Here is a 22,406-nt window from a genome sequence, read left to right on the forward strand (position 1 = left end):
GCGTTCTAATTCAAGGTTCACTGTCCGCTGAATTGCCAGTTTGTGCGTTGACTGTCCCTTGTACTTGTTTGTATTTGCCCCGGTTTCGTCCTCCGACGCCTTGGCAGCCTGGTCCAGATCGAATCGCGAAAGGGTAGAAACCCAGCGCTCTGAGTGTGAAGATCCGATTTATTTTTGCTGATTAGCGAGACCAACATGAAACGTACTTACCAACCTTCCGTCGTGCGCCGTAAGCGTACTCACGGCTTCCGCGCCCGTATGGCAACCCGCGGTGGCCGCGCTGTGCTCAATGCACGTCGCGCCAAAGGCCGCAAGCGTCTGGCAGCTTAATCCAGCCGGACGCAGCAGCGTTGCTTGCGTGACAGATCAACTCGGCGACCGTTCCCAGAACAGCGTCCAGGACTTTTCACGTGACCGGCGCATCGTTAAAACGGATGAGTTTTCATCCGTTTTTCGTTTGCGCCCTGTGTATAGAACGGCGCACTTCGTCTTGTACACCCGCCTTAATGCGCTGCCGCATGCCCGTCTGGGCGTGGTGGCGGCAAAACGGCTGGCGCCGCGCGCTGTTACGCGTAACACGGTCAAACGCGTTACGCGCGAGCTGTTTCGTCTGACGCCACTGCCGCCAATCGACTGCGTTGTGCGTTTATCGAAACCGGTAAACACCAAGGCGGGCCCGGCCACGACTGCGCGCCTGAAGCGAGAGCTGCATGGCGAACTGAAGCAGCTGTTCGCATCGCAACGGGCTGACAAGTCGTAAGTTCGCGTAAGTTTCGGCTTATTTGTATCCGCGGCTTGTATTGTTCCAGCCTGGCCACACATAGCCGGGGCCGGAAGAAGAAGGGAAAAAAGCTGTCATGAAAATGCCTCTACTGTTCCTGTTGCGCCTCTATAAACTGGGCATCAGCCCGTTTCTGGGACAGAATTGCCGTTTTTATCCCAGCTGCTCCGATTACGCAGCCGAAGCGATCCGCACGCATGGCGCCCTGAAGGGCAGCATGCTGGCCGGACGCCGCCTGTGCAAATGCCATCCCTGGCATGAAGGCGGACTCGATCCGGTGCCGCCGCAACAGTCATCCACATCTCCATCTGCAACCAAACCCGCATCGGCTAACCGATCGTGTGGTTGCGGCCATTCCTGAATCATAGATAAATACTCTTATGGATATCAAACGTACCGTCCTGTGGGTTGTATTTTCGGTCTCGCTGCTGTTCCTCTGGGACCAGTGGCAGCGCCATAACGGCCAGCCGTCGCTGTTCTTCCCAAGCGCCAACCCGACTGTTCCTGCCGCTGCCACCGGTCCTGCCGGCGCCGCTGCATCGGCTAGCGCCAGCACCTCGGTGCCGCAAGCTTCGGCTATCGCCGGCGCGCCCGCCGCATCGGCCAGCGCGGTGCCTGCCACCGCCGCTGACGCCAAGGGCGAAGTCATCACCATCACCACCGATGTGGTCAAGGCTGACATCGATACCGTCGGCGGTGAACTGAAGCGCCTGGAACTGCTGAAGCACAAGGACACGGTCGACCCGACCAAGAACCTGGTGCTGTTCGACTCCAGCGCTACCCGCACCTACCTGGCTGAAACCGGCCTGATCGGCGGTCCGTTCCCTAACCACAAGTCGCCGTTCACGGCCTTGCCCGGCGTGCGTACGCTGGACAACGGCAACCAGGTGCAACTGGTGCTGGAATCGACCGAAGGCGGCGTCAAGCTGACCAAGACCTACACCTTCAAGCGCGGCGACTATTCGATCGACGTCAAGCACACAGTGACCAACGACAGCGGCGCGCCAGTCTCGCCTTCGCTGTACCTGCAGCTGGTGCGCGACGGCAATGCGCCTGAAGGCGAACAGCGTTTCGTGCACACCTTCACCGGCGCTTCGGTCTATACCGAAGCGAGCAAGTTCCAGAAATTCCCGTTCGACAAGATCGAAGGCGGCAAGGCTGAACACGCTACCAAGGCCGATGACGGCTGGTTTGCAGTGATCCAGCATTACTTTGTCTCGGCGTTCATCCCGCAAGACAAGGCGCCGCGCGAAATCTTCACCAAGAAGATCGCCACCAACCTGTATGCCGTCGGCAATATCCTGCCGCTGGGCACGATGGCTCCCGGCGCCAGCGTGACCATGGATGCGCGCCTGTATTCGGGTCCGGAAGTGCAGGCTGACCTGGAAGCGATTACGCCTGGCCTGGAACTGGTCAAGGACTATGGCTGGCTGACCATCATCGCCAAGCCGATTTTCTGGCTGATGACGCAGATCCACAAAGTGCTCGGCAACTGGGGCTGGACCATCATCGCCCTGACCGTGCTGATCAAGCTGGCGTTCTTCCCGCTATCGGCAGCGAGCTATCGCAGCATGGCCAAGATGAAGCTGGTGACGCCGAAGATGACGTCGATCCGCGAGCGTTTCAAATCCGAACCGCAGAAGATGAACCAGGCCATGATGGAGCTGTACAAGACCGAGAAGATCAACCCGCTCGGCGGCTGCCTGCCGATCGTGGTGCAGATCCCGGTGTTCATCTCGCTGTACTGGGTGCTGCTGGCCAGCGTGGAAATCCGCAATGCGCCATGGCTGGGCTGGATCCATGACCTGGCCGCACCGGATCCGTTCTACATCCTGCCGGTGGTGATGGCGATTTCGATGTTCATCCAGACCAAGCTGAACCCGACGCCGCCTGATCCGATGCAAGCCAAGGTGATGATGTTCATGCCGCTGATTTTCTCGGTGATGTTCTTCTTCTTCCCGTCCGGCCTGGTGCTGTACTGGGTCACCAACAACGTGCTGTCGATTGCGCAGCAATGGGTGATCACCCGCAAGATGGGCGCAGGTCCGGCCAAGGCTTAATATCGCCGTTGAGCGAGTGTCGTAAAAAAGCCCGTGAATGTTCGATTCACGGGCTTTTTTGTGGCCGGCTGCTTGCCGATGTTTCTATTATCAAACAACCCTCGTAGAATAATTCCATGTCTTTCGATTCTTCCCCCATCGCCGCGATCGCCACCGCACCAGGACGCGGCGGCATCGGCGTAGTCCGCATTTCCGGCAAACAGCTGGGCCCGCTGATCGAAGCCGTTTGCGGCATCCCGGAAAACAAGCTGGCGCCGCGCCACGCGACCTACCTGCCATTCAAGAATGCCGACGGCAGCGTCATCGACCAGGGCCTGGCGATCTATTTCAAGGCCCCGCATTCGTATACCGGCGAAGACGTGCTGGAGCTGCAGGGACACGGCGGGCCGGTGGTGCTGCAGATGCTGCTGAGCCGCTGCCTGGCGGCCGGCCAGGATATCGGCCTGCGCATGGCGGAGCCGGGTGAATTCACGCAGCGCGCGTTCATCAACGACAAGCTCGACCTGGCGCAGGCGGAAGCGGTGGCGGACCTGATCGAGGCGTCTACCGAGGCGGCCGCCAAATCGGCTTCGGAATCGCTGTCGGGCGCGTTTTCCAAAGTGATCCATGCGCTGGTGGAGCAGGTCACGAACCTGCGCATGCTGGTTGAAGCTACCCTGGATTTCCCGGAAGAGGAAATCGACTTCCTGGAAAAATCCGATGCGCGCGGCCAGCTGGCGACTATCCGCAGCACCTTGGACAATGTGTTCAGCCAGGCCGCCCAGGGCGCCTTGCTGCGCGACGGTTTGAACATCGTGCTGGCGGGGCAGCCGAATGTCGGCAAATCGTCGTTGCTGAACGTGCTGGCCGGGTCCGATGTCGCCATCGTCACGCCGATCGCCGGCACCACCCGCGATAAGGTTACCGAAACGATCCAGCTGGAAGGCATCCCGCTCAACATCATCGACACCGCCGGCATCCGCGAGGCGGAAGACGCCAACGACGAAGTAGAGCGGATCGGCATCGAACGCACCTGGGCCGCGGTGGCGAACGCCGACGTCATCCTGCACATGCTGGACGCCAACCACGGCCCCTCGCTGGCCGATGAAAAAATCGTCGCGCGGTTCCCGAACAGCGCGCCGATCATCCGCATCTGGAACAAGATCGACCAGTCCGGCCACAAACCCGCGGTCGATGTGATGAACGACGCCACCCATATCTACCTGTCGGCCACCGACCATCTCGGCATCGACCTGCTGCGCGCGGAACTGCTGCGCATCGCCGGCTGGCAGCAAACCGGCGAATCGCGCTACCTGGCGCGCGAGCGTCACCTGATTGCGCTGAAGGCGGCGCGCGACCACCTGGAGATCGCCGACCAGCATGCCTCGCTCGACAACCGGATCAACGACCAGTCGCTGGATCTGTTTGCGGAGGAATTGCGGCTGGCGCAGGACAGGCTGAGCAGCATTACGGGGGCGTTTACGCCGGATGATTTGCTGGGGGTGATCTTTTCCAGGTTCTGCATTGGTAAATAGTCAACCAATGGATCTCGTTCGAGGGTAATACACCGCCCCAATGTGTGCGTCATACGGAATCAGGACGGTAAAACTAGACGACAAGCGAGGAGAAACAGCACACCATTTTTCCGTATCAGCTTTAGGAATATGTACTCCCATGATTTTCGACAAGCAACCAGAATTTCGCCGACCAGAAGTTAAGCCGTACCGCAGATTTGGATGGTCAAGTTTTGTTGACGTCGTCTGTAAAGCGATAACTCAAGTGGCCAAGGGCGCTGCCATCCTCATTGTTATTATTCTTGCCATCTTTGGCGGTGGTGGCACGATGAATTTGCCAAGCACGCGCAAAGAGTTCGGTATGTTGCTAATCGTACTACTGGTTTTCGGGATTAGCATTGCCGTGGTTGCTCACTATCGCTGATCCCTCTTACTCCTCGTCCTCTTTCACATGTTTTAATTGCCGGCGGAGCTCCGCGTGATTCAAACATGCCATAGTTGTCAGCGATGCACAGACAATTTTTCGAACTGATAAAACATGATATTTGAGCCGATACAAGATCTCGAAATTTTCGATACGGCCTATGATCGCTCAGGCATCTGGGCCAGCGTCAGGGTTGACACGGTTCCTCTCTATGGATTGTTCTTTCCCGGAGTGAGAAAGCTATCTTCCGGAAAGCAGACCATCGGTGCGTTCGAGAATGGCGATAAACACTCGCTGGTCGCCTGGATTGATCCGGTATCAGATCGATTTGTTTCTTTGCGCCCGAATTGGTTATACACAGTCCCCGGAAGTCTGTTTCTCACGCTCCTGTTAGGAGGCTGTATTTTGGCGTTACTGAATTTGTGGCTACTGCACATCGGCACAGCAATCGATAGGCGCCTAACAGCACTCCCGACACTGGCAGTGTTATTGGTATGCGGTGTGATGATTACTCTGTGCCTGTTTGATTCATCCAAAAAAACCATACTCGAAACCCGGCTTCGGAGAGAACTGGAAAGGTACAAGATTGGCGGTACGATTTAACAACGTCACACGTTCAGTCGTGGCGTTGTTCTCTTTGTTTGGATGACCTCCTGTCGGCCAAGATCAGACATCGACTTTCCGTCGCACTCCCATTATTCCAAACAATAGCAAGCCGCATGAAAATGCAAACATCTTCAAAACAAAACCACGACTGGCCGCAGCTTGTTGATCCAAATATTTCTGTGTTGGAGGTACTCTGTTGTAGATTTCGACATCGCTAGCGTACACACGAGTAATCATTTTGGCGCAATATTCGGCGCGCACTAATGTGCCACTCTTGACCTGCTCTAACTCTCGAGCAGGCCCAATGCAGCCACCTTTGCCACAAACCGCAATTTGAATATTTTGGTTTCGATCATTGCGCACTATGTCTGAGCCGCCTATCCTCAATAACGATCCGCTTACTACTCGCGTGGGACTGGCATACCCAGAAGACGATACTTGGCAAACTGGCGCGACTGCGGGGTGCAACATGCTGCCTGCATAGATCAGTATTGATGCTATTCCGAGTATCGCTCCCGCAGTAATGACTGACCACCAACGACTTATTTTTCGCGTTTTCCCCATCAGTTCTTTACCCTAAAAATAGGAATAGGCGGAAAATTCAGCTCAAACTTGATTTTGGAGCACGTTCAATAACGCCGATATAGTTACAAAGCCATAAATCAATGGTTTTCCCTTGGAACAAGACAGATGGCGGGCCTTTTCGTTTAATGTTTCCCCAAACTCCAACATGCGTTCCGAAGGAAGCGCCGGGGCCGTACCATGCGTACGAGACTTCGAACTTTGATGATGCTGAAGTTAACGAGGGTAGATCCAGCGTAATAGTCGTCGAATTGGGGAATGACACGCTTTTTACCGGGACTTCAACGCCGTTGGCTTTAACATGAAATCCGTATTGTGATGCCTGCTCAATTTGCGAAATATCGATCTCTGGCTTTCCGAAGCCAGCCATTGGCGCCGATACTTTCAGCGAAATTTTCGAGCCTTCGGCCGCACCTGATACGATTCTGAATGGCTCCCAATTTTTCCCTTCTACCAAGGTATGGAACTTGGCCAATCCTTCGGCTTCACCGTATTGGGCATAACCGATACCGGTGTGATGCACATTATCGCCAGCAGCAATTGGGTAAGGATAACGAGGATTGACAAGATGGACGCGAGACGAGTTCGCAATTGCAAAGTCTAATTGCCGTAATGTATTTGGCGACTGAACAACCATGTCGGAAACGCCGGCGAACATGTCGGTAAAGTAGTGCAATGGTTTGTTCGTTCCTCCATCGCCATTGTTCAAGGCCAATTTATCGAACGCTGCAACCATCTCCTTGAGTTGAACGTAATAGTCGAAATTGTCGGCAGGAGAAAAAACACCGTGCGTCCAGCCAACGCCTAGCCAACGGATCGCTTTCCCATTTGACTCATTGATCGCTTTGATTTTGTTTATGGCATTTAGCAGCACTTGCCACTGTTCTGTACCTGGCCGGAGTTGCTGCCAGGTGTATGCGGGATATGCCATGCCAAAATCGACGACTTGAAAAGGCGAGTAACCATCCCTCTTGCTCAGTTTAACAAGTGAGCGTGCAGAAATATTTCCGATGTTTCCAGCAGCATTATTCGGGCTTCCGGTAACCGTATTTTTCCAGTTCAATGCTTCCAGGTCACCGTATTGGTCAGCAACCCATGGAGAGCTAATTGCCGGCAGCAAGGTAGTTGTGTTTTTGGCTTTAGGTGCAAATGCAAGTGGCTGTTTATCGTCTGCGATAAGATTATCGCCCGCAATTGGTTGCGACTGAGACCGCCAAGACTGTCCATAGCTGATAAAAGCATTCATTACCTTAGATTCGTCTGCATCCTTGTTTTTATATTTGATCAGGTCCCGCTCGAAAATCGGTATATGAGCATGTGACGCCATCCCTGATATGAAAACCAAAATTAGGGCAATCGATAGTTTTGGTATGGACATTATTTTTATATGTAGATCCGCTTCTTGGAACTGGCTATTTTACTCAACTCGGATTTTGACACCATCTCCCCACTGTCGTCGGTAGATTTTTTTACGTCCGCATACTTCTCTAGGCGCTCTTTGATTACACCCATGGCCAATGCCCCCTGTAATATTGGCCTGCCCCTTGAGCAATCAAGTTTGGGGCTGTATTTTAACGACAGCTCTGCTTACATCAGATATTCCGCATATCGCCAAAAGTAAAAGCCACGATGTTTTTCGGCAACATTGTAGAATGCACACAATGATTTGCCGTACCGTCTAATTCGAGGAGAGAGAAAAGATGAAAACAGTCGCTGCATTGGTGCTTCTTTTTGCTGTTTTGGCTTGTTCAAAAGAAGAAGAGCCAAAAGCCGTTGTCGCTACGCCCGAGGCGGGAGCCCCAGCTGCTGCAACTACCGTCGATAGCAAGGATATTCAGGCGGCAAGAAAAGCCGCCATGGAGGCGCTCAACGCTGCCAGCGCGCCCGCTAAACCCTGATGGCGGATAGCTGAGCGCTGTCTCGCTTCTGTATTGGAACAGCCAGCAATCCGAGCCATCGATTAAAAGCCTCGCACCTTCGCCGGTTCGGGGCTTTTTTGCGCCCGCACGCTTCGTTGGCCCGGTGAGGCAGTTTTATAGCGTGCTTCGGCCCAGATTCAACGCTGATTTCGCATCAATCGCGTTTTTCAATGCAGTGACATGATGATCGCCATAGGCGCTGCGCGATCTGGTCATCAGTATCTGGGACAGGTATGCAATCCGTTCATTCAGCACCGATTCCAGGACCTCGATGTCCTTCTGCGACAGGCTGACGCTGCGGCTTTCATGAACTGTAGACATATCGCCCTCCCCATGGAAATTCCATAGTAGCAAGGAAATATTTCGGTTTCGCTACGAATCTGGCGTTTTTTCCCGAATGTTCACTCGAATCGGCTGGGCAACTTTCTTATGTCATCTTTCCAAAAAATTACGTTCGCTTTCAAACGGATACAAAAAAATCAGAGGAATTACGTCCCTTGGCCCCATGTAATGCCGTGTTAAACCAATGGCGGATTTATGCAGGCCACATACGTGGCCTTTGCCAGATTATTTTTTTCACCTTGCTATAGGAGCAATATTCATGAGCCCGCAAGAAACCCAATCGCTGCAAGATTTTCTGAATCAACTCATCCAGGTGCGCGGCATAGCCAAGGATCCGCAAGCCGATGCCTTGATTGCCGGCGCCGTTGCGCAGCAACCGGACGCTGCTTACCTGCTGGTCCAGCGCGCGTTGTTGATGGAGCAAGCACTTACCACCGCCAAAATGCAGATTGCGTCGCTGCAGAGCCAGGTCCAGGCAACCCAAGCCGCGCCGTCGCGCAGCTTCTTCGATCCCAATGCATGGGGCAATACTTCAGCTACGGCGCCGCGCCCGGCAGCGCCTCCAATGATGGCGAGCATGCCGGCGGCAATGCCTGCCCCGTCCATGCAAAGTCAGGCGCCGGCGGCGTCGCCGGGCTTTTTTAGCGGTGGCGTCGGGAGCGCGCTCGGCACGGTTGCGGCTACAGCTGCCGGGGTGGCAGGCGGTGCGTTCCTGTTCCAGGGTATCGAACACTTGATGCATCCAGGCAGCAGCAGCGGCGCCGCGGGATTCATGAACCAGTCCGGCATGGCGCCGTCAACCACATCGACCGAGAACACCACCGTCAACAATTATTACGATGGCGATACGGCAAAGGATGACAGCACAAGCACGGACGACACGCTTGCCGACGACATGAGCGGCGATGACGATTCCTCGATCATCTAGGTTTTCGCGGGCGCCGGTACAATGGAATAAATCCAAGGAGCCTTCATGCGACGTCGTTTCCTCCTGATCCCCACTCTGGCCGCCGTGGTTTTCCTTGTCGGTGGATGCAGCCTGTTCGGCTGCGGCGCCGCTGCAACCAATGGCGCTTCGTTCGCAAGCTGCCGTACCGGCACCAGTTTTTAGTTTTCCCTCGCGATTTTTGCCGGGAATAAATAATGAAAAAGGGTATTGAAAACCGGTTGGGCAGCACAATATTGAATTGGTCTCCTCCAACTCTCCCTAAGTTTTGGATTTAGCCCGCTGCCGCAAGGCTGGCGGGCTTTTTTTTATCCGGGGGATGGGAAACGGCAAATGAAAAGAGTACATTGCCAGTAAAGCCTTCCTGACAAAGGGACGTATGAAACAGCTCTCAACCCTTCATCGCTACAATCCGCTCTATGCGGGCCTGCTATGCATAGTCGTACTGTTTGCCCTGGTAAAGGGCCTGACAGTGGGGATTGCCTATATCATTGGCGCCACTCTCAAGCTTGGCGTGGTGGGGATAGGCGCTCTGCTCATCCTGAAAGTACTGCTGGTGGCAGGCTGGCTCGTCCACAGGAAGAATGGCCGAACCAGGACCTGATACGGCTGCTAGTAACGGTTAGGGTTGTCATCTCTGCGGCGGTCGCCGTCTCTGTCGTTGTGGTGATCATGCCAGTCGCCGCGATCTCCTCTGTAACCGCCATCTCTCTCCCCATACGGCGCAACTACGCAACCGCTGAGCAGCACTGCCAAACCCAACAAGATAGCAAGATGTTTCATGGCAGGCCCCAGGTCATTGACGATACCTGTTTCGATGCCGAAACCTGCTTATCGTTCACTGGTTCACCTGAATTGGTCTGGCCGTTCGGTCAAGCTCTCGCGCCAATCGCCAGAATAAGCGAAGGTTGGCGCGTGAACTTCCTGCGCGTACCAGAAATGCGCCTTGACTTTGTGTGTTGGCTCCATGAACCAATGGGCATGGCCGCTTGAGTCCATTGCCCACCATCGTGCACCTTTCGGCGCATGCTTCCAGTCTACCTCGCCGTACATGCTTGCCTCTTGAAATTCAGCTACCTAATCCATGGCTTCAAGCAGCTGTTCTTGCCGCTTTCATTACAAATGATCCATGCATTTAAATGGGATAAAAATTTTGACAGGCATATCGGAAGGCAGGTTCCGTCATTTGCACAATGCCGTCGCGCGACAGCCGCTGCCGGCGCTGGACCACTGGATCGGATTGCCGGGAGTCGGTGTCAGCACGTAGGTGTCGGAGGCAAGAATGCCGTCTTTTTCCTGTGGGACAACTGTGACGACGCCGTTCTTGGTGCTGACCGCGGCAACGCGGTTGCCGGCATTTGCGGTCAGGTCGGCAGGAATTCCATTGCTGCCGCCGTCGCAGCCTGCCGCGGCGTTCAAATGTTGCATGCAGGCCTCGACAGCAGATTTAGCCGTGGCGCTTGCCGCAATCACTTCAGCGAATTTTTCTTTCTTCAGGTGGTTTTGATAGGCGGGTATGGCAACCGCCGCCAGGATGCCGAAGATCGCTATGGTCAGCATCAACTCAATCAGCGTAAAACCCTGGCCGGTCCTGGCATGCGGATGGTGTGATATTTTCATTTTTGCACTCCCGGATTCAGTGAAGCTTCCGGTTAGAGCGCAGGAACCTGATTTTGTTCTTACCGCTTATGCAAGATGGGTTGCCTTGGAACAGCTAACGATCCGCGGAGAGGTACTTCCGCGGACTCAGCCAAGCGGACTGGCTTTCCGGTAAACCGTCACCGGCGTGGCTTGGGCATCGCCTATCAGCCGCAACGCCCAGTCCTGGTGCTGCAGGGCAGCGTCCAGATGCAAGGGAATCTGCTCGGTCAATTGCGCCCATATCTCGCTTTGCTCGGGAATGCTCAAGGTTTGATCGCCGTCAAAGCGAATCAGCAGCAGCAAACTGTCGCCGACAAACTGGTCAGCACGGACCGCCACGATTTCATCGATTTGCGTCCATCGCACTTCTTGCCTGGCATCGGCGGTTTCAGCCAGCAAGCCTTGTTCTGTCAGGCTAAGCCTGGGAGCAAGCCGGCGCGAGGGCAGGCGGTTGATCAGCCAAGCCTGGAGGCGTTCGATCAGCATAAGGCAAATTCCTATTTATCCGTTTTCCAGTAGAACTCCGATAACATCCACGCCTGGTGCACCGCCTCCTTGCTCACATCGTGGCCGACCCAGGCGCCCAGCAGGCCGCCGACGATGCCGCCGACCAGCACCGCGCCGCCTTCGGTGATTTCACCCACCACCGGAATCAGCAAGGTCGGCGAAGCCCAGGTGCCGGCCCAGGCTGCGCCGGCCGCTGCGCCGCCGAGCATGCCGTAGCGGCCGCCCATGAAACCGCCGGCAGCGCCGCCTATTTCTTCGGTAGCGACGCGCGCCCGCTCGTGCGGGTCAGCCTTTTCGATGACGACGCCGACCACTACCACTTCCAGCACGATGCCGGCCGGCCCCGCCGTGCGGCCGATGATCGCTAGCCGGTTGGTAAACGCACGGGTCTTGCCGACGCTGTTGAGCACCGCTTCGATGCTGCCTTTTTTCTTGAGCAGCTGTTCCAGGGTCGGAAGGTCTTTTTCCGGCTTCAGCACTTCGGAATAAAAGCGGCCGAATGGCGTCAGCGGCTTGCGCATTTCAATCACCAGCCGGTTGCGCTGTACTTCGATCAGTTCCCTGGCTTCTTCCGCGGTCACGTTGCCGCGCTGTAAAAGCTGGTTAGCTTGCTGCTGGATCAGCTTGTTGGCCTTGTCGTAGACCGCGCGCCAATAACTGTCCCAAGCCAGGTTGGCGCCGACCGGGACCGGAATATTGACCAGCTCGGAAGCGGTGACGGCCTGGCTGTAGGTGATGCCTTGGCCAGGCGCTGGCCGGCGGGCAATGTCGGATGCCATGCCGGCGCCGAGCAGGCCCGGCTGCGGCCCAAGACCAAGCGGGTCTTCTGCGGTGCAAGGATAGAACGCTTTGTTTCCCATTGTTTCAGCTCCCGTCGACCGCGTAAGCATAGCCGCTGAACAGCAATTGCGCCAAGTTTGACTTGTCTTCCGGCAAGGAATTATTGCACTTTATTTGCAAAAAACCCTTTTACTTCAACAACTTACAGGCGTTTTAAAAAGCCCCTAAAGTTTACGCTAGGATAATGTTTCAGCACGTCAATACCAGCAACCACCGAGTCCAGCGCCGCTAAACCGAGAGCGACAAGGAGTGCATCGTGTCAGAGTCCAACCTGCTTGATCTGCAGAATCAACGCATTATCGTATGGCACGGCCCGACCCAGGGCTCGCAAGAACTCTTGCTGCGCAGTTTTGGCGGGGTCGAAACGCTGTCCCAGCTGTTCGAGTTCGATTGCGATTTGCTCTCCAACGACCCCGGCATTGAACTGAAACAGATGATCGGCAAGAAGGTGGCGCTGGAAATCGCCATGTCGGACGGCGATCCGCGCTACCTTAACGGCCTGGTGACGGCTTTTGCCCATACCGGCTCGGACGGCGGCTACGCCATGTACCGGGCAGTGCTGCGGCCCTGGCTGTGGGTGCTGGGAAAACGCTACGATTCGACCATTTTCCAGGACAAGGGCCCGGAAGACATCACCCGTGCGGTGTTTGCCAAGTTCGGCACCTTGCCCGATTTTGAATTCCGGCTGCGCCATGCCCCGCCCAAACCGTATAGCTATTTTGTGCAATACCGCGAATCGGACCTCAATTTCCTGTCGCGCATGTGGGACGAGCTGGGCTGGACCCGCTATTTCGAATACACCAAGGATTCGCACAAGCTGGTCATCACCGACGACAGCACGCAGCTGCCGGAACTGAAGGCGCAGCCGCAGATCCGCTTCCACAATACGCAGGCGATCCAAAGCAAGGATTCGATCGTCAGCTGGGCCGCGACCCGGGAACTGCAATCCGGCAAGGTCACGCTGAAAAGCGGCAACTATAAATCGCCGGGCGCGCCGATGATGACGGAAATGGATACCGTGGCGCAGCAGGGCGAAGTCGAGCGCTACGAGATTTTCGACTACCTGGGGCAATACGGTTTCGCCAACGCCGACGAAGCCGACCAGATCGCCAAGCGCCGCCTGGAGCGCATCGAAGCCCAGGGCAAGGTCTTCAACGGCAAGAGCAATTGCCGCGCGCTGGCGGTGGCCAACAGTTTCGAACTGGTCGGCCATTACGACCACGATGCCGGTTCAGCGGAAGACCGGCAATTCCTGGTGACCTCGATCAAGCATGCCGGCAGCAATAATTACGCTAACGAAGAAGGCGGCGGCGAGTACTGGAACAGCTTCACCTGCATCCGCAAGAAAATCCCGCACCGACCGCCGCACAGCGCTTCGATGCCGATGATCCCGGGGCCGCAGACCGCGGTCGTGGTGGGGCCGTCCGGCGAGGAAATCTATGTCGACGCCATGGGCCGGGTGAAAGTGCAGTTCAAATGGTTCCGCGACGGCGAATCGAACGAAAAGAGCTCTTGCTGGGTACGCGTCTCGCAGCTCTGGGCCAGCGGCGGTTTCGGTTTCATCCAGCACCCGCGCATAGGCGACGAAGTGATCGTGGCGTTCATGGACGGCTCGCCCAACCGGCCGATCATCGTCGGCCGGGTATACAACGGCGAGAACCTGCCGCCCTGGGACCTGCCGGCCAACAAGACCCAGAGCGGCATCCTGACCCGCTCCTCCAAGGGTGCGACGGCGGCCAACGCGAATGCCTTCCGCTTCGAGGACAAGAAGGGCGCGGAGGAAGTCTGGCTGCATGCCGAAAAAGACCAGCGCATCGAGGTCGAGCACGACGAATCGCACTGGGTGGGCAATGACCGCAGCAAGAACATCGACCACGATGAAACCACGCACGTAAAGCATGACCGGACCGAAACGGTCGACAACAACGAAACGATCACCATCGGCGTCAACCGGACGGAAAAAGTCGGCGCCAACGAAACCCTCGATGTCGGCGGCAACCGCACCGAACACATCACCGGCAACCATACGGAAACCATCAACGGCATGGAAAACGTCGTCATTGCGCTGACCGCCACCGAAAGCGTGGGGCTGGCCAAGGCCCTGACGGTGGGGGCGGGTTATGCGGTGACGGTAGCCGGCGCGATGAATACGGCAGTAGGACTGGCGCAGTTTGAAGAAGTGGGGCTTAACAAGAGCGTCATGGTCGGCAAGAAATTCTCGATCAATGCGGGCAACGAATTCGCCATCCATGTCGGCAAGTCTAGCCTGGTGATGAAATCGAACGGCAGCATAGTGATCAACGGCGCCAAACTGGAAATTTCCGGCAGCGGACCGGTCAAGATCAACGGCAAAGACGTGGACATCAATTAAGCCGGGCCGCCCCATGGAATTCCGCAACCTGACCTCGTTTCCGGCGCTGGCCTTTGAAGGCATAGACCAGCACGGCCAATCTTTCCATGTGGCCGTGCTGCGCCAGACGCTGACATTTTGTTCCGGCCGGCTGGAGTACGCCGGCACGCAAGCGCCGCTTTGCGAGGTCGATACTTTCTTTGGCGAGATGAACCGCAGCAGCCTGCGCCAGGAAAGCGACCTGTGCCAGTACAAGCCGAAATGCGACGTCATCGTCAACGCCACCGCGCACGCCCCGCAGCATAAGCCGGCCCAGCACTTCGAGGTGCTGGTGCGGATCAAGCGGGCCGATACGCAGATGGCGCCGCCGGCCGCCGCGCAAGGATTGAACCCCTTCACTTCGCCATCGCAGGCCGAGATGGAAGCCTGGCGCATCGCTACTGCGCACGCGCAACGCACCAGGGTGCCGGGCGCGGTGCTGCTGGAAAAGAAACTGGCTGTCACCGGAGAACGCGTGTTCCGGCAGCGCGCCTGGCCGCTGCGGCTGGCCGCCACGCTGGCCAGGTGGGGCACCCTGGGACTGATCAAAGCCAATCCCTGGCGGCTGACTTCTCCCCGGGCTTTTACCGAGATGCCGTTGCGTCATGAATACGCGTATGGCGGCGAATGCCGCGTCAACGCCGGCGACCGCGGCGCCAGGCGCATCGGCAAAAAATACCGCCTGACGCCAGCCGGGCTGGCCGGCCACCCGGACCGCGAAGCAGCGCCGGCATTGCAGCCCGTGGCCCACCGCACATGCGAACAGAACCTGGTGGGCCGCGGTTTTGCCGAGCCATGGTTTTTGCGCGCCAGCGGCATGAAATCTGTTCCGGCGCCACGCATCGAACACCCCGATGCGCCGCTATCCGCCAGGTTGTTCTGGCAGTCGCTCAGAGGAAAGTTCACGGACGCCGGCACGCTGCCGCGGCCGTTTGAGCCGGCCGGACTCGGCCTGCGCGCCAAGGCGCATCCGCAGCGCCGGGCATTGCTGGGCACCGTCGATGAGGCATTCATCGGCAGCGACGCCTGGCTGCCGCAGGATTTCGACTTTGCGATCTGGAACTGCGCGCCGCCGGACCAGCAAATCGACTATCTCGCCGGCGACGAGAGGATTGAGCTGATCAACCTGTGCGCCCCGGACGCGCCCGGGGCCACCATCGACGCACAAGGCAATACCTGCCTGGAACTGGCCTTGCCCGGCCATGCCTGCACCCTGCTGATGCGGATGGAGGACGGCGCCATGTTCTTGCACCCGATGCACATCGACTCCCTGCTGATCGAACCGGAGCAGGGCGCCGTCAGCCTGGTATGGCGCGCCGTCATCGCCAAGGATGCCGACATCCGCGCTGTCGATTTGCGCCAGCACTGCGAATTCGAGGCCGGATTCATGCAATTGATAGCAGAAGGCGCCCGCAAGCAGAAGTCATTGGGACGCGCCGGCAGCAACGTCGAACGGGAGCTGCAGCATGGGTAAGATAGGCGCGCGCCAAAGCGATATTTTAAAAGCCGTATCCACCGCACCCTCCATCAATAAAACGCCGGTAGGCAGCAGCACTCCGCCTTTGCCTTATCCGACCACGCAAGACCTGTCGAACAGTGCATCGGTAGCCGACAGCGTCCACTTCAACGGCAAGCCGGCCTATGTGCTCAACATGGCGCAACAACCGAAGTGCAGCGGCGACGATCCGGGCACCGCCAACGGCGTCAAGTCCGGCACCGTCAACGGCTATGTGAAACCGACCGGGGCCGCCAGCCACTTCAAGGCGGAAAGACACTACGTAGTGCGCCAGGGGGACAGCAATGTCATGAACGGCGGCAATAATCCGGGCATCTATATCACCACGCAGATGCCGCATCCGCCAGGCAGCCTGCCGCCGCCCGCCGCGCCGACCCAGAGCAGCCCGCCGGTGCTGCCGGAAACGCCAGCGGAGAGCGCCTTCCTGTCCCGGCAAGGCAACGCCCTGGCGCCGGCGCTCGGCCCGAACATCAATACCGGCAAGGTATTGGCGGTGGCAGCCATTGCCGGCCAGGCTGGCGTGGTGCTGGCGCCGTGTACCGCTTTCATTCCCGGCAAGAAGGGCTAAGCATGGCCGCTATCCTTATCCCGGTTGGCGAGGTCGTGATCGAGGGCGGGATTACCATATGGCACATCCTGTTTGGCGCCACCGTAGTCACCGGCGGTGCGGTGGTGCTGCATGAAGCCACCCAGGAGAAAGCGCCGGCCACGACCGAAACCACTACAATTGTCGGTACGGGAAAGCTGGATTGCGGAGACAATGGAAGCTATGAAGATCTGCTGAAAAAAAGCGGAGATAATAAATTTGACCGCGATCACGTTCCATCGAAGGCGGCATTAAAGGAAGCTGCTCAGAAAATCATCGACGAGACGCCTGGGCTCGCCGAAAAACTCACCGATGCGGGGCGAAAAGCGCTTTTTGGATCGGGCAGCGATCCTGGATTGATCGCGAAACAAGGCCAGGCGATAGCGATTCCCAAAAAAGACCATCAGCAGCACAGCGATACCTATGGCCGGCGCAACAATCCGGAAAAGATCGATACGGATTCCGATGAGCTGCAGGAAGCGGCAAAAAAAGACACGAAAACGATTGAGGATGCCGAAGGCAAAGAAATGGATGACGAATGCTTGAAGAAATATCAAAAAGCAGCAGAGCAGATTCGCAAGAAAACGCATGCCGAATATATCAAGGACCTTACCAAGCTGATTAAAGATGTCATTGCGAAACAGTGATGCATTTTTAATTTTCACAAGGAAATCACATGTTAGTTATTGAAGATGCGGTGAAGTTGTTTGGCTTGTCACCGATAGACAAATCCGTTGATGCTTACTTAACCATTCTCGGCATAGAAGAGCGCCCGGAATTCGACGAGAATCCTGAAGAGTGGTTAAGCAAAACCGAGCAAGGTTATATCCTGATGTTCCGCGCCAAGCACGGATACACGCGGCTCTACGGTGCGACCGATGCCGCCGGGGACATGATTTTCAGCGGCATCCGCTTGCACGGCCCGCAAAATGCCGACGATTTCCAGCCTTACCTGGGCAAGTTGCCTTTTGGGCTGCATTTTGAGCAAGGTCCCGATGACATCAAGAAGACATTGGGAGAGCCCGGTTTTGAAGATGAGCCTGGCACATCCCAGAGGACGCTGTTGTGGAACAATTTCAAGGAGCTGCAAATCGGCATCGTATTGACGGCCGATGAAAAGCATTGCGCTTACATTACCTTCAAACCGGTACAAATCAAATTCCGCTAAGAGAAACGACTGCCAGAGCAGTGATGCCCAATGGACCAAACTACGCCGCCGACCGCTGATCTCTTCCTGCAGCACCTGGGAAAACCCGTTGAATCCATAGAGGCGGCGGTATTCCGGTATGCGCACAAACCGGATTTCGAGCTCCCGGAGCACTCTCCGATAGGCGGGATATTTTTCAAGCGCCTGGGATTTTCGATCACATTCTGCCCGCCGGATTTTTATCATGCGGATGCTGCGCAAACCGGAGCGCCGGCGATCATTACCAATGTCCAGATGTATTCCGGCGACGATTATTATGACCACGCCCGCTACGCATCTTCGCTGCCGCACGCACTCAGCTTTGCGGACAGCCGCGAGGATTTGCAGCAAAAACTGGGAAGTTCGCAATGGACATTTCCGTTTGTCGCCCCATTCAAGCTGGAGCGCTGGGATTTTCCCGACCACTGGCTGCTGGTTTCTTATACCGAGGACATGTCCGCCTTGCGCATGATAGAGATCGGACTCCGGCCTGGGCAGCCGGCGCTGTCCGTCTTGCCGAAAATCGAACAGCCGGATATCCACACCCTGCAATCCCTGCTGGAACTGCGCTGGAATGAGGTCGCGCAGCATCCCAGCCTGCAAGATGCGGATTTTTCCGCTCTGGCCGACGCTGCGCCTGATGACGAAAATTCGCATGAAGTGGATGAACTGCTAACGCGCGGTATCGAACTGTATTTTCGCCGCTCGCAGAAGAGCGGCGAAGCGTTTTTTATCCTGTCGGGCGCCCGCTATATCCGCAAGGGCCTCTATGCGTCGGCCGGCTTTGACGGCGCCTTGCCCAAGGGCCTGCTTTTTTCAGACACGCCTGAAATCGTCGTCGGCAAAGTAGGCAGTTATCCGGTAACGGGCAAGGCCGACGAGCTGACCGGTTATTACGTATGGAAGCTGCCGGAATACATGCTGCATGTAGGGTTCAGCGTCATGGAGCAGCGTGTCAACCGGATCCGCGTTGCCGCCCATTCCTATTATGCGGTTGAACTGCTGGAATCTCCTCTTTTGAAAACCCCATCCTGAATTCAACGGGAAACGCCACTGTACGCAGGTAAAGCAGGCAATCCAATCCTGCCGAATGTCATTTGATGTCCAATTTTTGCCACAGTCTGTTACTTGGCGTTACACTTGTTGCCCCGCAGACCAACATAGATTAGCGCTTGCCTCTACACTGAAGTCACAGAATGACGACATCGGGCGACATCGCCGCATACAGCAGTATTGGCATACAGGAAACGAAATGAAAAAACTTTTAGCATATCTGGCGTTCAGCGCCATTGCCGCAGGTGCTTGCGGCAGCGCCGTGGCCGGCGGCGTGAATGTCGGCGTCGGTATTTATGTCGATCCGCCGGTACGGCCGTATTACCCGCCGGTTGTGCAATATGAACCGCGCTACGTCCCGGCGCCGGTGTATTACCCGCCGCAGGAAGTCTATGTGGATCCGGGCTGGCGCGAGCGCCGCGAATGGCGGGAACGCCGCGACGACGAATGGCGCCGTGAAGAATGGCGGCGCCGGGAAGGATGGCGCGAGCATCGCCATCATCACGACGACGATTAAATCCTGCCAAGCCCGCTGCCCGCGGGCTTTTTTTCGGCTACTCCCGATTCGCCGGCGCCGGCAACTGGCGCCAGGTTCTTAGCGGACGCCGTTCCTGTAAATTCAGGCGTATGGCATGCGGCTTGCCGGCACGGTCCTTGATCACCAGCTGCCGGCGACCGTCCGGCAAGGTGATGGCGGCGGGTGTGACGGTTGACGGCGCTACTTCGATCATGGAGACGGTTCTCGGGAAATCGGCAAACGCGGCGCCAGCCGTGGCGCCGCCCGTGGTGTAGTCGATGGCGATCAGATACGATTTTCCATCGGCGGCGGAGTATGTCAGCACCCACAGCACGCCATCGATGACCTGCAGTTTTCCGACCACCCGGCCGACTTTTTCCGGCAAGTCGATGTACCATCCGCGCTGCCTGCTCCAGTTGACGGTATTGCCGCTCAATTGCCATTTCCCGTCTTTGTCTTCAACCAGCGTCTGTTGCTGCAACTGCCCCCGGCCTGCAACGGGAGCGGCGCCGGGTTTTTCCCCGATGCCGTACAGGCTTGCGGTTTGCGGCTTACCCAGGCCGGCGCCGTCTTCCATTCCGCCCGCGCCAAACATGACCAGGGCGCCACCCTTGGGATGATGTTCCAGCAGCGGTTGCTGCATCAGGGACTGCGTCTTGTGCCCGCCATCGGCAGCGGTAAACAGCGGCTGGCCGTCAAATGCAGCTTGCCACTGCTGCGCCGTACCGGCGTTCAGGTCGAATTTCCAGAGCTTGCCGTGCAAGTCGCCGGCGTAGGCTGCGTTTATGTGACGCTGCCGGTCAAAGACCAGGGCAGGCGTCGACAAGCCGTTGGGCGCTTGCGGACCGCCAGCGCCGGCAACCAGTTTCCTGACCAGCCTGCCGCTGGCAAGTTCAACCAGGTACAGCACGGCGCGCTGCTTTTTGCTTTGATAACCATTGCCGTATATCGCGGCCCAGCTGCCGTTGCGCAGGCGAACTGCAAAAGCTTCGCCGAGCTGGTAACCCATGTCGTCATCCGGCGCGCCATGGCCGTCGTCTTCCGCGCTTTTCTGCCACAGCAAAGGATTGCCAGGCCAGGCGTCGGGATGGCTGATGTCCAATGCAAACAAGCTCCTTGCGGCGGCGCCGGTTGCGCCAAGCAGGATGGTCTTCCACCCGGCGCTCCCGCCATTCCCGAGATGGGCGTCGCCAGCCGTCAGCAGGCCGTCGACGTACAGCCGGTGCACATAACCGGCTTCGCTCAATGCCGGCAAACCGTCAAAGATCGCGCGTGGAATGAAAGCCGATTTTTCGACACCGTCGATCGCATCGAAACCATGCAGCATGCCGTCGTTGGCGCCGACATAGAGCATGGCGCGGCGTTGTTTCTTGCTGCTGACGAAACGCCGGTAACTGTCGCCGCCGTCGGCTGCCGGCAGCAGGTGATAAGCGGAATCTGACCAGCCGACATATAGCGGCACGGAATTGATGATGTCGCCCAGCTTGCCCTTGCGGTCGCGCAGCCGGCCGCCGTGCCGGATTTCCAGCGCCGCATTGCCTCTCAGGTATTCCTGTATCTCCTCGGACGACAAGGCGGCCCGTTGCCGGTCGTCGAGCTGTTGCCATTCGAATGGAACAGCGGCGCCGCCATCGCCCGCGGCCAGTATATGGCGCAGCTGCCACGCCGGAACAAGATCGGCGGCGTCCCACTGTGCTGTTTCGGAAACGCCGGCGGCGCTGATCGGATAGGCTTTGACATGGCCTTGCCAGGTTGCCGCTTCATGGCTTGCCGTATAGATGAACGGTGGCTCGCCCGGCGTATCCGCCGCCCAGGCGGACACGGAAATCAGCGTGAGCGCACAGATACAGGCCAAGATCGTCTTCATGGCTTGCGCCTCATAAGAGCAGATAACTTTGCAGCAGCACCACCGAGGCGCTGCTGGCGCCTGTGCCTCTTGCCGTAATCCTGAATGCCGGCCGCGATGGCTGCAGGTGCTGCCGGTACTGCAGGTCGGCGTCGAACTGCAGCTGTTCAACCAGGCAGCGCGCCGGTGCGGCAGGCTGCAACCCTTCGCCGGCCGTGCGCGGCACGGCTACCGAGACTTCGCCGTTGCGCCAGCTGTCCGCGATTTCCCAGTAGGGTTTGCGGCTATCACCCACTGCAACCGGTCCCTGCTCCAGCAGCGGGATGACGATCGGCGACAGTTGCAGCTGGTTTTCGCAAAAACGCAGGGCGTGCTCGGCAGCCTGGAAAGCCAGTTGCAGGTTACCCGCATTGGCCGCCATTTTTTCTTCAAGCAGTGCGGCGCGCAAAGCGCTCGACCCGAGCAGCAGCATCACCAGCAGGCAAAGCAGCAGCATGGGCAGGACCAGGCCCGATTGCCGGCGCCGCTGGCGCAAAGAAGTGTTCATGGATAAAAAGCGGTGGCGAAACAAACCACATCCTTGTGCAGGACCAGGTCGGCGGCGCCGGGCCGGCAATGTTTCGCAAGCTGATTACGCGCATCGCCGGCGGTAAGCGAATCCAGGAAATACACCTTGACCATAAATCCCTCCGCCACCGAGCCGGCGATCTCGCCCCAGCCGCCGGCCATTGCCTGGCTGAGGCCGGTGCGCCACTCGTGGATATCCTTTGCCGCCAATTCCTGGGGCGTACATCCGCTGGAACCGAGGCAGGACGGCGCGGACTCGCCGATGTCAGGATAAGCCTGCCGCCGCAGGTTGTAAGCGCCGCCATGCGCGCCGCGGATATTGGCGCGCACGCGATCGGCCAGGTCGGCGTTGAACTGGCTGGCCGTGGCGCGCAAGTGAGCCGTCTTCTGATAACGCAGGGCGGCGGTCTGCATGCCCATCAGGGCAAACAGGGCGAAGGCGCTGATGGCGATCGCCACCAGCACTTCTATCATGCCGATTCCGGTTTGCGTGGCGGCGTGATTGCCGGCTGAGATCATGCGCTTCCTCTTTTCAATCTTCGTCTGGAAAGAATTATAGGAATCGCAGATTGGCGAGGGAATAGCCGGCGCGCTTAAAAAATCCC

The 22,406-nt window shown here is 57.5% G+C and carries 26 protein-coding genes; 18 read left to right on the plus strand and 8 right to left on the minus strand.

Annotation, left to right across the window (positions count from 1 at the left end):
• The first annotated feature begins 195 nt into the window (after window positions 1-195).
• The 7 genes from rpmH (at window position 196) to V8G57_RS13255 (ending at window position 5,361) form a co-directional block, all read left to right on the plus strand.
• Window positions 196-330 (plus strand): 50S ribosomal protein L34, encoded by a 135-nt coding sequence (rpmH, locus tag V8G57_RS13225; protein WP_061535510.1) that lies wholly within the window; start codon window positions 196-198, stop codon window positions 328-330.
• 28 nt (window positions 331-358) lie between these two features.
• Window positions 359-760, plus strand: a complete 402-nt coding sequence (locus V8G57_RS13230) for a ribonuclease P protein component (RefSeq protein ID WP_256381567.1) — start codon at window positions 359-361, stop codon at window positions 758-760.
• 97 nt (window positions 761-857) lie between these two features.
• The gene (gene yidD, locus V8G57_RS13235) at window positions 858-1,142 is read left to right on the plus strand and encodes a membrane protein insertion efficiency factor YidD (protein ID WP_342829795.1); all 285 of its coding nucleotides are present in this window, start codon (window positions 858-860) and stop codon (window positions 1,140-1,142) included.
• A gap of 19 nt (window positions 1,143-1,161) precedes the next feature.
• Window positions 1,162-2,841 carry a membrane protein insertase YidC gene (gene yidC / locus V8G57_RS13240; protein WP_342829796.1) on the plus strand — a complete coding sequence of 560 codons (1,680 nt, stop codon included), beginning with the start codon at window positions 1,162-1,164 and terminating at the stop codon, window positions 2,839-2,841.
• A gap of 116 nt (window positions 2,842-2,957) precedes the next feature.
• Window positions 2,958-4,355 carry a tRNA uridine-5-carboxymethylaminomethyl(34) synthesis GTPase MnmE gene (gene mnmE, locus V8G57_RS13245; RefSeq protein WP_342829797.1) on the plus strand — a complete coding sequence of 466 codons (1,398 nt, stop codon included), beginning with the start codon at window positions 2,958-2,960 and terminating at the stop codon, window positions 4,353-4,355.
• A 139-nt stretch (window positions 4,356-4,494) separates the two neighbouring features.
• Window positions 4,495-4,758, plus strand: a complete 264-nt coding sequence (locus V8G57_RS13250) for a hypothetical protein (protein WP_342829798.1) — start codon at window positions 4,495-4,497, stop codon at window positions 4,756-4,758.
• 114 nt (window positions 4,759-4,872) lie between these two features.
• The gene (locus tag V8G57_RS13255; protein WP_342829799.1) at window positions 4,873-5,361 is read left to right on the plus strand and encodes a hypothetical protein; all 489 of its coding nucleotides are present in this window, start codon (window positions 4,873-4,875) and stop codon (window positions 5,359-5,361) included.
• A 604-nt stretch (window positions 5,362-5,965) separates the two neighbouring features.
• On the opposite strand, the gene V8G57_RS13260 is transcribed toward V8G57_RS13255, so the two are convergent.
• Entirely contained in the window at window positions 5,966-7,324 is a 1,359-nt protein-coding gene (locus V8G57_RS13260) for a hypothetical protein (protein ID WP_342829800.1), read from the minus strand.
• 322 nt (window positions 7,325-7,646) lie between these two features.
• On the opposite strand from V8G57_RS13260, the gene V8G57_RS13265 reads away from it, so the two are divergent.
• Entirely contained in the window at window positions 7,647-7,844 is a 198-nt protein-coding gene (locus tag V8G57_RS13265; RefSeq protein WP_342829801.1) for a hypothetical protein, read from the plus strand.
• 135 nt (window positions 7,845-7,979) lie between these two features.
• Here V8G57_RS13265 and V8G57_RS13270 read toward each other — a convergent pair whose 3' ends face one another.
• Window positions 7,980-8,186: a hypothetical protein gene (locus tag V8G57_RS13270; RefSeq protein ID WP_144740739.1), complete on the minus strand. Its 207-nt coding sequence runs from the start codon at window positions 8,184-8,186 to the stop codon at window positions 7,980-7,982.
• 280 nt (window positions 8,187-8,466) lie between these two features.
• On the opposite strand from V8G57_RS13270, the gene V8G57_RS13275 reads away from it, so the two are divergent.
• The 3 genes from V8G57_RS13275 to V8G57_RS13285 all read left to right on the plus strand — a co-directional run bounded on the left by V8G57_RS13275 (window position 8,467) and on the right by V8G57_RS13285 (window position 9,757).
• Window positions 8,467-9,135, plus strand: a complete 669-nt coding sequence (locus V8G57_RS13275) for a DUF2076 domain-containing protein (protein ID WP_342829802.1) — start codon at window positions 8,467-8,469, stop codon at window positions 9,133-9,135.
• Between the two features lie 45 nt (window positions 9,136-9,180).
• Window positions 9,181-9,318, plus strand: a complete 138-nt coding sequence (locus V8G57_RS13280; protein ID WP_342829803.1) for a hypothetical protein — start codon at window positions 9,181-9,183, stop codon at window positions 9,316-9,318.
• A gap of 214 nt (window positions 9,319-9,532) precedes the next feature.
• Window positions 9,533-9,757, plus strand: a complete 225-nt coding sequence (locus tag V8G57_RS13285) for a hypothetical protein (RefSeq protein ID WP_342829804.1) — start codon at window positions 9,533-9,535, stop codon at window positions 9,755-9,757.
• Window positions 9,758-10,335: 578 nt separating this feature from the next.
• Here the strand turns inward: V8G57_RS13285 and V8G57_RS13290 are convergent.
• The 3 genes from V8G57_RS13290 to V8G57_RS13300 all read right to left on the minus strand — a co-directional run bounded on the left by V8G57_RS13290 (window position 10,336) and on the right by V8G57_RS13300 (window position 12,161).
• The gene (locus tag V8G57_RS13290) at window positions 10,336-10,773 is read right to left on the minus strand and encodes a pilin (protein WP_342829805.1); all 438 of its coding nucleotides are present in this window, start codon (window positions 10,771-10,773) and stop codon (window positions 10,336-10,338) included.
• 126 nt (window positions 10,774-10,899) lie between these two features.
• Window positions 10,900-11,280 (minus strand): hypothetical protein, encoded by a 381-nt coding sequence (locus V8G57_RS13295; RefSeq protein ID WP_342829806.1) that lies wholly within the window; start codon window positions 11,278-11,280, stop codon window positions 10,900-10,902.
• 11 nt (window positions 11,281-11,291) lie between these two features.
• A complete protein-coding gene (locus tag V8G57_RS13300) occupies window positions 11,292-12,161 on the minus strand; it encodes a hypothetical protein (protein WP_342829807.1) in 870 nt (289 codons plus the stop codon).
• Window positions 12,162-12,397: 236 nt separating this feature from the next.
• On the opposite strand from V8G57_RS13300, the gene V8G57_RS13305 reads away from it, so the two are divergent.
• The 7 genes from V8G57_RS13305 to V8G57_RS13335 all read left to right on the plus strand — a co-directional run bounded on the left by V8G57_RS13305 (window position 12,398) and on the right by V8G57_RS13335 (window position 19,388).
• Window positions 12,398-14,512: a type VI secretion system Vgr family protein gene (locus tag V8G57_RS13305; RefSeq protein WP_342829808.1), complete on the plus strand. Its 2,115-nt coding sequence runs from the start codon at window positions 12,398-12,400 to the stop codon at window positions 14,510-14,512.
• A 13-nt stretch (window positions 14,513-14,525) separates the two neighbouring features.
• Window positions 14,526-16,004 (plus strand): DUF2169 family type VI secretion system accessory protein, encoded by a 1,479-nt coding sequence (locus V8G57_RS13310; RefSeq protein WP_342829809.1) that lies wholly within the window; start codon window positions 14,526-14,528, stop codon window positions 16,002-16,004.
• Complete coding sequence (locus V8G57_RS13315) at window positions 15,997-16,614, plus strand: DUF4150 domain-containing protein (protein ID WP_092395894.1); 618 nt, start codon at window positions 15,997-15,999, stop codon at window positions 16,612-16,614. Before V8G57_RS13310 ends, V8G57_RS13315 begins: the two co-directional genes overlap by 8 nt.
• Before the next feature lie 2 nt (window positions 16,615-16,616).
• Window positions 16,617-17,279, plus strand: coding sequence for a hypothetical protein (locus V8G57_RS13320; RefSeq protein WP_342829810.1), 663 nt, complete (start codon window positions 16,617-16,619; stop codon window positions 17,277-17,279).
• Window positions 17,280-17,308: 29 nt separating this feature from the next.
• Window positions 17,309-17,800: a hypothetical protein gene (locus tag V8G57_RS13325; protein ID WP_342829811.1), complete on the plus strand. Its 492-nt coding sequence runs from the start codon at window positions 17,309-17,311 to the stop codon at window positions 17,798-17,800.
• A 30-nt stretch (window positions 17,801-17,830) separates the two neighbouring features.
• Complete coding sequence (locus V8G57_RS13330) at window positions 17,831-18,853, plus strand: hypothetical protein (RefSeq protein ID WP_342829812.1); 1,023 nt, start codon at window positions 17,831-17,833, stop codon at window positions 18,851-18,853.
• A gap of 217 nt (window positions 18,854-19,070) precedes the next feature.
• Window positions 19,071-19,388 (plus strand): hypothetical protein, encoded by a 318-nt coding sequence (locus V8G57_RS13335; protein WP_092395886.1) that lies wholly within the window; start codon window positions 19,071-19,073, stop codon window positions 19,386-19,388.
• Window positions 19,389-19,425: 37 nt separating this feature from the next.
• Here the strand turns inward: V8G57_RS13335 and V8G57_RS13340 are convergent, their stop codons facing one another.
• The 3 genes from V8G57_RS13340 to pilV are packed head-to-tail and all read right to left on the minus strand — an operon-like array spanning window position 19,426 to window position 22,320.
• Entirely contained in the window at window positions 19,426-21,255 is a 1,830-nt protein-coding gene (locus tag V8G57_RS13340) for a pilus assembly protein (protein ID WP_342829813.1), read from the minus strand.
• Between the two features lie 10 nt (window positions 21,256-21,265).
• The gene (locus V8G57_RS13345) at window positions 21,266-21,781 is read right to left on the minus strand and encodes a pilus assembly PilX family protein (protein ID WP_342829814.1); all 516 of its coding nucleotides are present in this window, start codon (window positions 21,779-21,781) and stop codon (window positions 21,266-21,268) included.
• Complete coding sequence (gene pilV, locus V8G57_RS13350; protein ID WP_342829815.1) at window positions 21,778-22,320, minus strand: type IV pilus modification protein PilV; 543 nt, start codon at window positions 22,318-22,320, stop codon at window positions 21,778-21,780. Before pilV ends, V8G57_RS13345 begins: the two co-directional genes overlap by 4 nt.
• Between the last annotated feature and the right edge of the window lie 86 nt (window positions 22,321-22,406).

The organism is Collimonas rhizosphaerae, from assembly GCF_038896935.1.
Lineage (GTDB): Bacteria > Pseudomonadota > Gammaproteobacteria > Burkholderiales > Burkholderiaceae_D > Collimonas > Collimonas rhizosphaerae.